At 74.4% G+C, this 9,688-nt stretch carries 10 protein-coding genes; 4 read left to right on the forward strand and 6 right to left on the reverse strand.

Features of this window, described 5'->3' with window-relative positions; translation table 11 throughout:
* The 5 genes from QM633_RS02275 to QM633_RS02295 form a co-directional block, all read right to left on the reverse strand.
* Positions 1 to 980: NAD(P)H-binding protein (locus QM633_RS02275; RefSeq protein WP_415152102.1), on the reverse strand; the 980-nt coding region annotated here is incomplete at its 3' end.
* 1 nt (position 981) lies between these two features.
* Positions 982 to 1,791: a CPBP family intramembrane glutamic endopeptidase gene (locus QM633_RS02280; RefSeq protein WP_415152103.1), complete on the reverse strand. Its 810-nt coding sequence runs from the start codon at positions 1,789 to 1,791 to the stop codon at positions 982 to 984.
* Positions 1,792 to 1,936: 145 nt separating this feature from the next.
* Positions 1,937 to 2,653, reverse strand: coding sequence for a class I SAM-dependent methyltransferase (locus QM633_RS02285; protein ID WP_415152104.1), 717 nt, complete (start codon positions 2,651 to 2,653; stop codon positions 1,937 to 1,939).
* Complete coding sequence (locus QM633_RS02290; protein WP_415152105.1) at positions 2,650 to 3,858, reverse strand: cytochrome P450; 1,209 nt, start codon at positions 3,856 to 3,858, stop codon at positions 2,650 to 2,652. Before QM633_RS02290 ends, QM633_RS02285 begins: the two co-directional genes overlap by 4 nt.
* A 36-nt stretch (positions 3,859 to 3,894) precedes the next feature.
* Positions 3,895 to 5,154, reverse strand: a complete 1,260-nt coding sequence (locus QM633_RS02295; protein ID WP_415152106.1) for a WS/DGAT domain-containing protein — start codon at positions 5,152 to 5,154, stop codon at positions 3,895 to 3,897.
* A gap of 166 nt (positions 5,155 to 5,320) precedes the next feature.
* Here QM633_RS02295 and cofE point away from each other — a divergent pair, with 166 nt between their 5' ends.
* Positions 5,321 to 6,139, forward strand: a complete 819-nt coding sequence (gene cofE / locus QM633_RS02300; RefSeq protein WP_415152107.1) for a coenzyme F420-0:L-glutamate ligase — start codon at positions 5,321 to 5,323, stop codon at positions 6,137 to 6,139.
* A complete protein-coding gene (gene fgd / locus QM633_RS02305) occupies positions 6,139 to 7,164 on the forward strand; it encodes a glucose-6-phosphate dehydrogenase (coenzyme-F420) (protein ID WP_415152108.1) in 1,026 nt (341 codons plus the stop codon). Before cofE ends, fgd begins: the two co-directional genes overlap by 1 nt.
* On the opposite strand, the gene QM633_RS02310 is transcribed toward fgd, so the two are convergent.
* On the reverse strand, positions 7,151 to 7,582 hold the full coding sequence (locus QM633_RS02310) for a nitroreductase/quinone reductase family protein (RefSeq protein WP_415152109.1): 432 nt from the start codon (positions 7,580 to 7,582) through the stop codon (positions 7,151 to 7,153). The two genes, fgd and QM633_RS02310, sit on opposite strands and share 14 nt — an antisense overlap.
* 146 nt (positions 7,583 to 7,728) lie before the next feature.
* On the opposite strand from QM633_RS02310, the gene QM633_RS02315 reads away from it, so the two are divergent.
* Together QM633_RS02315 and cofD are read left to right on the forward strand one after the other, a co-directional pair.
* Complete coding sequence (locus QM633_RS02315) at positions 7,729 to 8,604, forward strand: LLM class F420-dependent oxidoreductase (RefSeq protein WP_415152110.1); 876 nt, start codon at positions 7,729 to 7,731, stop codon at positions 8,602 to 8,604.
* A 40-nt stretch (positions 8,605 to 8,644) separates the two neighbouring features.
* Positions 8,645 to 9,625 (forward strand): 2-phospho-L-lactate transferase, encoded by a 981-nt coding sequence (gene cofD, locus QM633_RS02320; protein ID WP_415152111.1) that lies wholly within the window; start codon positions 8,645 to 8,647, stop codon positions 9,623 to 9,625.
* Positions 9,626 to 9,688: the final 63 nt, after the last annotated feature.

Below are 9,688 nucleotides of genomic sequence, written 5' to 3' on the forward strand. Positions count from 1 at the left end.
ACGGCCACGGCGAGGAGCGCACCTCCCCGCACGATCAGCGCCGCGGCCCGGTGCGGTTCGGCCCGGCCGGGCCCTCCGGTCGCGCGCCGCACCGCGTCCTCGAAGGACGTCCGGCCACCGGGAGGCGTGCCGACGAAGTCGCGCAGGTCGTCCTCCCTGCCCACGGCTTCGTGCACGAGGCTGCCGACGAGCGGGCGGGCGATCTCGGCACGCACCGGGGTGACCAGCCCCACCCACAGGCTGGCCAGCCGCGGTGTCAGCACCGGCACCGAGACGACCAGCCTGCCGCCCAGGCCGGTGACGCGGGCGTAGCCACGGATCATGTCGGCGTAGGTGAGGACATCGGGCCCGCCGATGTCGAAGCTGCGGTTGAGGTGTGCCGGCAGCAGCGCGGCGCCGACGAGGTCGTACAGGACGTCGCCGACCGCGATCGGCTGGATCCGGTTGCGCAACCACTTCGGGCCCACCATGACCGGCAGCCGCTCGGTGAGGTACCGCAGCATGTCGAAGCTGGCCGAGCCTGCACCCAGCACGACTCCGGCCTGCAGGACCGCGGTCGGGACCCCCGAACCGAGCAGCACCCTGCCCACCTCCACGCGGGAGCCCAGGTGCGGCGACAACGGCCCGTCCGGGTGCAGTCCGGAGAGGTAGACGATCCGGCCGGTCGCGGCCCTGCGCGCGGCGGCGGCGAAGCCCTCGGCCAGGCGCCGGTCGCGGACGACGAAGTCCCGGCCGCCGCCCATGGAGTGCAGCAGGTAGTACGCGACCTCCACCCCGACCAGGGCACGGTCGAGGACGGCGGGGTCGGCCGCGTCGCCCTCGACGACGTCGACCCGGTCGTACCACTCCCGCGCGGCCAGCCGCGTCGCGTCCCTGCACAGGACGCGGACCGCCCATCCGCGGTCCAGCAACTCGGGCACCAGCAGGCCCCCGATGTAGCCACTCGCGCCCGTGACGAGGGCCCGGGGTCGTGCGGTCATCTCAACTCCCAGCGGGTAGGGCGAACGCGAGCCCGAACAGCATCCCGAGACTCCAGGTGAGGTGGGTCACCACTGGCCCCAGTACCCCGCCGGTGACCCTTCGCTGCCCACCGGTGACCAGGCCGAGCACGACGGCGGCGAACACGAGCAGGGGCACTCCACTCGCGACGGAGGCCAGCGCGGAGCCGAGCGCCGCACCGGCAACGGCCCGGCGCGGGGGGAGGGCGGCGAACAGGGCGCCCCGGAAGAACAGCTCCTCGGCGACGCCGTTGAGCGCGGTCAGCACGGCGATCAGAGCGAGCGACCCGTACCGCGCATGGTCGAGCAGGTGCTGGACGGGGTCCCGCAGCACCGGGAGTCCGGCGGTGACGACGGCACCGGCGAGGAACACCCCCAGCAGCAGCACGCCGAGGGCCAGGGCCTGGACGACGCCGCGGCTCTGGCGCGCCCCCGCGCGGCTGCGGGCCCGGCCCAGGTGCAGCGGGCCCGATCCGAGCGCTCCCCCCACCCAGATCGCCGCCAGGACCAGCGTTCCCGCGGGGAACAGCGGATCCCCGGGCGCGAGCCGCAGCGTCCAGCCCAGGCACACCGCCCCGGCGACGAGGGTCGCACCGACGACGGCGCGGCGGCGCCGGACGATCGACGGCGGGTCGAGCGGCAGGGTCGCGACCGGGTCGAGCAGGGCGGCGCGCAGGAACCTGTGCAGCTCGGCGAAGGGGTTCGGCAGGCCGGCCGGGCGCAGGACCGTCCGGCGGGAAGGCACGCCGGCGGGACGGCCGCCGCCGGCCCCGGGAGCCTGCTTGTCCGCCATGGGCCTCCTCACCCCGCCTTGACCCAGCGTTACCCCCTCGGAGCGGCCGGCACCCCGCTCCCGCAGCCGGGATTGGGACGGATGGCCCGCCCGGCGCGCCGGGGACGTCGTCGTCGCGACGGGATCGACCCAGGCCTGGCCGGCTTCACCCGGCCGGACGGCGCGCGACCCAGGTGTGCAGGATCCCCCGCTGCCAGCCGGTCGCGTCCCGGTGTGCGACCTCGGTGAAGCCGGCACCCACCAGGCGATCGGCGAGCTCGGCGGTGCTGTCGAAGTCGAGGACGCTGCGCCACAGGTAGCCGTAGAGCCGGGGCGAACCGTGCACGAGCCGGGCGAGCGGGACCACGACCAGCCGGCAGACCAGGGTCCAGGCCAGCACCGCCGACCGGCGCCCCGCCACGGAGTACTCCTGGACGACCAGCCAGCCACCGGGGGCGAGCCGGTCGCGGATGATCCGGAGCACCTCGTCCCTGCCGTCCTCGGGGATGTTCCGAACCAGGTAGGCGGCGAGGGCTCCTGCGGCGGACGGCAGGCCGAGGCCCGGCAGCGCCTCCGCCGTGGCGTGGACGAACTCCACCCCGGCCGGCCACGGCTTCGCCCTGGCCCGGGCGAGCATGCCGGAGGAGGCGTCCACCGCGACCACCCTGAGGTCGTCCCGGGCCGCCACCAGGGCGGCCGTCGAGGCGCCCGAGCCACAGCCGAGGTCGAGCACGAGCGGGGCCGGGCCGGCGCCGATCCGCTCGACCAGGGCCTGCGCGGCCGCTCGCAGGTGGCGGTGGTAGCCGGGGTTGAGCCGGGTCAGCAGGTCGTAGCGCCCAGCGGCACGGTCGAACGCGTCGTCCAGACCGGGGGTGGTCCTCATCCGGCGCCTCCGCCGAGGTCCAGCCGGAACCCGCGCAGGCGGTAGCCCTCGATCAGGTCGTCCCAGCCGAGGACCGGCGCCGCGGCGATCCGGGGCCGCAACGCGAGGAGCCGGCGGAGCAGGACGTCGGCCTCGAGGATCGCCAGCGGCTGGCCGGGGCAGCGGTGCGCGCCGTCGCCGAAGCTGAGCCCCGCGGCATTCGTTCCCTGCGGCAGCGGCCGGCCGGGACACAGCCGGAGGCCGTCCTCACCGAACCTGCCGGGGTCGGCGTTCGCCTGCCGGACGCCCACGTCGATCAGGTCCCCGGGTTCGATCGTCCACCGCTGCCCGGCGTGGGTGATCTCGACCTCGGCCTGCGCGCGCCGGTAGAGGTGGCCAACCACCGGCTCCAGCCGGATCACCTCGTTCAGGATCGCCGCCCGCTCGACCGCACCCGCGGTGAGGTAACGATCGCGCAGCGGGGGGTTCGCCAGCAGATGGAGGCAGGCCATCGAGATGAACTCCCTGGTGGTGACCATGCCCGCGGTCCCGTAGGTGATGCACTCGAGCAGGATGTCGGCGTCGGTGTAGCCCTCCGCGATCAGGTGGCTGATCACGTCGCCGCTCGGACGGCGCCGCCGCGCGCGGATGGCCGGACGGACATCGGAGAAGAAGAACCGCACGATCGGGACCAGCCCGTTCCTGGCGGCGAGGGCCCACTGCCGCCGGGTGCGGCCGAGGTCGGGGCGGGTGATGTCGAGCGGCGGCTGAGTGAAGAAGGCGACCAGCCTTCGTGCCATCGCGGGGACGGGCGAGGCGGTCAGCCCGACGACTCCCGCCGTGACCTCCACCGAGTAGTGCAGCGCGAGCTCGTCCAGCACGATCGAACCGTTCGCCGAGGCGGTGGCCAGGAGCCGATCGGCGCAGGCCTCCATGGCCGCGGCGTAGCGCTCCCCCACCACGGCGGGCGCGAAGAACCGGGCGACCTTGCTGCGCTGTTCGTCGTGCGGCGGGCCGTCGGAGATCAGGATCGGGTGGTGGGAGAGCCACCCCTTCGGGATCCACTCCGCGGTGAACCCGGCCTGGGTGGTTCGACCCCGCGCCCGCAGCACCTGCCGGGCCGGCTCCAGCGCGCGGATCCGCCACACCCGCCCCTCGCGCTCGACGGGCGGCTCGTCGCGCTCCCCGGGCTTGACCGCCCTGCGGAGGTCGGGAGCGTCCACCATGGCCACACGATAGCCACCGGGCCGACGGGAGGACCGTCAGTCGATCGACCGCCCGCCCTCACCCTGGTCACCCGCACGACCGTCGTCGGCGGTTCGGCAGGGCCCTTTGGCGATCCGGCGCAGGCAGGCGCCGGTCGCGGCCACGATCAGGTCCTCGTGCGGCCAGACGCTGCGGTCCAGCCGGGCGGTCACCCGCAGCGTCCCGGCGTAGCTCAGCGCGGCGAAGACGACGGTCACGTTGCCGAGGGCGGGGCTGACCGGGGTCAGCGACAGGACCCGGGCGCCGGCCAGCCGCACGGGGTGGGCGGGGCCGCGCAGGTTGGTGACCAGGCTGGTGATCGCCCGCTGGCGGGAGAACAGCGGTCGGTACCAGCCCAGCCGGCCCAGCGCGACGAGCACGAGCGACAGCGCCGGCGTGCCCGGGTAGCTGCGGGCGAGCAGCTTGCGCCGGCGGGTACGGCCCGCGACCCGGGCCAGCAGGGCACGGTCGTCCTCCCCGGGCCGCCGCAGCGGGACCGGGGCGACGAACGCACCCACCTGGTTGCGGCCCAGCCGGTTGCCGGGCTGCGGCTGCCCCGCGACCGGCACGCTCAGGCAGATCCGGCGCAACTGCTCGCCCCGCGCTGCGGCCGCGGCCCGCAGCGCCTCCGCGACGGCGAGCAGCACCGCGTCGTTCACGGTCGCGCCGGCAGCCCGGCTCGCCGCGCGCAGCGGCGCGAGCGGCACGTCGATCGACGCGATCCGGAAGCCGGAGGTGAGCGGCGTCAGCAACGACGTCGCGGAAACGCCGGGCGCCACGCCCGCGACCAGGCCGAGCGGGGCGAGCAGGGGGTTGGGCCGGCGCGCGGTGGGCAGGCCCGGACCGGAGGCGCCCACCAGGTCGCCGACGACGGCCATCGCGGACGCCCCGTCGAGCAGGGCGTGGTGGGCGAGGAAGAGCAGGTGGTGCCGGCCGGGCGAGTCCAGCACGACCAGGCGCCACAGCGGAACGTCCTCGGGCAGCCCACGAACGAGGATGCGCTCGCTCGCTCGCACCGGGTCGTCCACCCATTCGGTGACGATGTGGTCGGCGAGCCGCACCGGCACCGTCTCCCAGCCGGCCTTCCAGGTGGCGCGGCCGGACCGGACCAGCCGCCGTCGCAGCAGGGGCAGGCGCGGCAGCGACCCCGTGACGGCGTCCCGGAGCACCGCCTCCCCGACCGGCCCGTCGAGTTCGGCCAGGACCCCGATCAGGCGCTGGTCGGGCCCGACGTCACCGGCCAGCTCCGCCGCATCCCCGAGGGAGAACCGCTCCACCCACCCGATTGTGGTGCAGCGGGGCCGGCCGCGCCGCCGCGTCCACTCCGGACGCGGCCGCGGCGGGAGCTGCCGGCAGACACAACGCCCCCACTGTGAGATCGTCCACCGAACGTGGTGCACTGGTTCACACCCTGCCGCGGCGACCAGCCAGGAGGAGGAAGGCATGACCGGCAATCCCTCCGGACTGAGCGTCTGGGCGCTGCCCGGGATCCCGGAGATCCGGGCGGGCGACGACCTGGTCGGCGTGGTCCTCGCCTCGATCGCGCTCGACGGACGGCCCCTGGCCGACGGGGACGTCCTCGTGGTGACCTCCAAGATCGTCTCGAAGGCGGAGGGCAGGGCGATCCGGGCGCTCGACCGCGAGGCGGCCATCGATGCCGAGACCGTACGGGTCGTGGCCAGCCGGACCGGAAAGGACGGGCGGGTCACCCGCATCGTCGAGAACCGGCTGGGTGTCGTCGGCGCCGCGGCCGGGGTGGACGCGTCCAACACGGCCCCGGGCACGGTGCTGCTGCTGCCGGAGGATCCGGACCGTTCGGCCCGCGAGCTCGCCGAGGCGCTGCGGACGCGGACCGGGGCACGCCTGGGGGTGATCGTGAGCGACACCCTCGGCAGGGCGTGGCGGGACGGGCAGACCGACATCGCGATCGGCGCGGCCGGCGTCCACGTCTTCGACGACCTGCGTGGCCGGGTGGACTCGGCGGGCCGGCCGCTGCGCGTGACCCGGCCGTGCCTCGCCGACGAACTGGCCGCCGCGGCCGATCTCGTGAAGGGCAAGACGGGCGGGTTCCCCGTCGCCGTCGTCCGCGGCCTGCCCGGCGCGGTCGGAGACCTCGACCTGCCGGGGGCGTCCAGCATCATCCGGGAGGCGGCCAGCGACCTGTTCCGGCTCGGGAGCGCGGAGGCGGAGCGGCTCGGCTACGAACGGGGGTACCGGGACGCGCAGGCGGCGAAAGTCCCGACGACACCGGAGGCAGACTGATGACACTGACACTGGGCTACAAGGCGTCCGCCGAGCAGTTCGGGCCGCGGGAGCTGGTGGAGCTCGCCGTCGCGGCCGAGCAGCACGGGTTCGAGTCGGTCGCCACCAGCGACCACTTCCAGCCCTGGCGCCACGACGGCGGCCATGCCCCCTTCTCGCTGGTCTGGGCCGCCGCGGTCGGTGAGCGGACGCGGTCGATCCGGATCGGCACCAGCGTGCTGACCCCCACCTTCCGGTACAACCCCGCCGTGATCGCGCAGGCGTTCGCCACGCTCGGCAGCCTCTACCCGGGGCGGATCTGGCTCGGCGTCGGGACCGGCGAAGCCCTCAACGAGATCGCCACCGGCTTCGCCGGCCCCGGCGAACAGGGCTGGCCCGAGTTCAGGGAACGGTTCGCCCGGCTCCGCGAGGCGGTCCGGCTGATCCGGGCGCTGTGGACCCAGGAACGGGTCAGCTTCACCGGCGAGTACTACTCCACCCACGACGCGTCCATCTACGACCGGCCCGGGACTCCCGTCCCGGTCTATGTGGCCGCCGGCGGCCCCGTGGTGGCGAAGTACGCCGGACGGGCGGGCGACGGCGTGATCGTCACCTCGGGCAAGGGCCGCGAACTGTACGCGGACAAGCTCGTCCCCGCGATCGCCGAGGGGGCGGCGGCCGCAGGCAGGGAGTTCACCGATCTCGACCGGATGATCGAGATCAAGCTCTCCTACGCCGAGGACCTCGACACCGCGCGGGAGAACACCCGGTTCTGGGCGCCGTTGGCGCTCAGCGCGGACCAGAAGCACGACATCACCGACCCGGTCGCCATGGAGGCCGCGGCGGACGCCCTGCCGATCGGCCAGATCGCGTCCCGCTGGATCGTCGGCAACGACCCGGACGCCGTCACCGCGGCGATCGGCGAGTACGTCGCGCTCGGCTTCACGCACCTGGTCTTCCACGCCCCCGGAGCGGACCAGCGGCGCTTCCTCGAACTCTTCGAACGCGACCTCGCACCCCGCCTGAGGTCGCTCAGCGCCGGGTGAGCCTGAGCACGGGGATGACCCGGGTCGTGTTCTGCTGGTAGGAACGGAAGCCCTCGCTGATCGCGGTGAACCGCGCCCACGCGCTGTCCCGCTGCTCACCCGTGAGCGCCTCGGCGTGCACCCGGACGGTGCCCTCGTCGGGGGTCTCGATCTCCACGTCCGGGTGGGCGAGCAGGTTGTGGTACCAGGCGGGGTTGTCCGGGGCGCCGGCCTTGGACGCCGCGACCAGCCACGCGTCGGCCGTGTCGCGCAGGCCCATCACCGGCGTGATCCGTTCCGCTCCGCTCCGGGCGCCGATGTGGTGCAGCAGCACCAGCCCGCGGCCGAACCTCGCCACCGTGCCGTTGTTCGTCCGGAACTCCTCGATGACGGCGTCGTTGAAGCGTGCGTACGGGTTGGCGTCCACATGGTCCTCCACAGCGTGACGGGATCAACCCGATGCTACAAGCCGGCGCGGCCCGGCCGGAGTGGGTAACCCTCGCCACCGGTCGGCCCGCGAGGGCCTCCCGCGGCGCGGCGCGCGGGGCTACCGTGGCCGGGGTACACAGTTCACGGAGGACGATCATGCGGTTCGGCATCCACTACCCCCACTTCTCCACGCCGTCGGATCCGGCGGCGCTCCCCGCGACGATCACGGCCGCGGCCATCAACGCGGAGCAGGGCGGGGCCGCGCAGTTCACGCTGATGGATCACTACTTCCAGCTGGACAGCATGGGCGGGGCGGGTGAGCCGATGCTGGAGGGCTACACGACCCTCGGGTTCCTGGCCGCCCGAACCGAACGGATCCCCCTCGGGCTGCTCGTCACCGGGGTGACCTACCGGCATCCGGGCCTGCTGGCCAAGATCGTGACGACGCTCGACATCCTCTCCGGTGGCCGCGCGATCCTCGGGATCGGCGCCGCATGGTACGAGCGCGAGCACCTCGGGCTCGGCGTGGCCTTCCCCAGCCTCAAGGAGCGCTTCGAGCGGCTGGAGGAGACCCTGCAGATCGTCTTGCAGATGTGGAGCGACAACGACGGCCCGTACCAGGGCAGGCACTACCAGCTCGCCGAGACGATCAACCTCCCGCAGGTGGTCTCGACACCCCGGCCGCCGATCCTGATCGGTGGAGGGGGTGAGCGGAAGACGTTGCGGCTGGTGGCGCAGTACGCCGACGCCTGCAACCTGTTCTCGATCGGTGCCGACGGGGTCGCCGCGAAACTCGACGTGCTGCGGCGCCACTGCGACGACCTCGGACGCGAGTACGACAGCATCCAGAAGACCATGATGGCCGGCGGCGACCCGCTCGGCGCGACCGACGCCTTCCTCGCCGACATGGAGCAGTACGCGGCCCTCGGCATCGACCTGGTCACCGTGATGCCGAGGGGCGAGCCGGCCTCCTTCGTCGAGGAGTTCGCGGAGCGGGTCGGGCCCCGGCTCGCCCAGCTCGGGCCCTCGTGACGCCGCCGGCCCGCCCGGCGGCCCGGTGAGCAGGCCGGAGGTGCCCGGTCGCGTCGTCGTCCTCTCCGGCGGCGTGGGCGGCGCACGGTTCACCCGCGGCCTGCTCGCCCACCTCGCCGGGTCGGACACCGCGGTCAGCGTGGTGGTGAACACCGGGGACGACCTGTGGCTGCACGGGCTGCGGATCTGTCCGGACCTCGACACCCTCGTCTACACCCTGGGCGGCGGGATCGACGAGGCCCGGGGCTGGGGCAGGAGCGAGGAGCACTACGTGGTCGCCGGCGAACTCGCCGCCTACGGGGCGGGCGGGGAGTGGTTCACCCTGGGCGACCGCGACCTGGCCACCCACATCGCCCGGACCGCAATGCTGCGCGAGGGCCGGACGCTCACCGAGGTGGCCCGGCGGCTCGCCGTCCGGTGGGGTGTCACCGCCGAGGTGCTGCCGATGAGCGACCAGGAGGTCGAGACCTGGATCGAACTCTGCGACCCCACTCCTGACGGCGAAACCCTCATCCATTTCGAGAGCTGGTGGGTGCGGCACCGGGCCGGGCTTCCGGCCCGGGGGTTCGTCCAGAAGGGGGTCGAGCGGGCGCGGCCCGCGCCCGGCGTCCTCGACGCGCTGACCGCCGCCGACCTGATCCTCTTCCCGCCCTCCAACCCGGTCGTGTCGATCGGCACCATCCTCGGCGTGCCGGGGATCGCCGACGCGGTGCGGTCCTCGGCGGCCCCCGTGGTCGGGGTGTCCCCGATCATCGGGGACGGACCGGTCCGCGGCATGGCAGGCGAGTGCCTGCGCGCGCTCGGGGTCCCGGTCACCGCCGCCGGCGTCGCCGGGTGGTACCACCGCACGCACGGGGTGCTGGACGCCTGGCTGGTCGACGAGTCGGACGCCGATCAGCTCGAGGAGGTCCGCGATCTCGGGCTGGTCGCGGCGGCCGTCCCGCTGTGGATGCGGGATCCGGCCACCACCGGGGCGCTCGCCGGCTGCGCGGTGGAGCTCGGCGCCCGGCTCGGCCGCTGAGCCGGTTTCGGCACGGAGCGGCGACCGCGCGGCCACCGTGCCGGTGTCGGTGACGCCCGCCAG

The sequence above is a fragment of the Propionicimonas sp. genome, assembly GCF_047606205.1.
In the GTDB taxonomy this organism is placed as follows: Bacteria; Actinomycetota; Actinomycetes; order Propionibacteriales; family Propionibacteriaceae; genus Propionicimonas.

Coding starts and splice junctions, on each gene's coding strand:
- QM633_RS02290 (WP_415152105.1), bottom strand. CDS start 3,858: ATGGTGGACGCTCCCGACCTCCGCAGGGCGGTCAAGCCCGGGGAGCGC.
- QM633_RS02280 (WP_415152103.1), bottom strand. CDS start 1,791: ATGGCGGACAAGCAGGCTCCCGGGGCCGGCGGCGGCCGTCCCGCCGGC.
- QM633_RS02315 (WP_415152110.1), top strand. CDS start 7,729: ATGCGGTTCGGCATCCACTACCCCCACTTCTCCACGCCGTCGGATCCG.
- fgd (WP_415152108.1), top strand. CDS start 6,139: ATGACACTGACACTGGGCTACAAGGCGTCCGCCGAGCAGTTCGGGCCG.
- QM633_RS02285 (WP_415152104.1), bottom strand. CDS start 2,653: ATGAGGACCACCCCCGGTCTGGACGACGCGTTCGACCGTGCCGCTGGG.
- cofE (WP_415152107.1), top strand. CDS start 5,321: ATGACCGGCAATCCCTCCGGACTGAGCGTCTGGGCGCTGCCCGGGATC.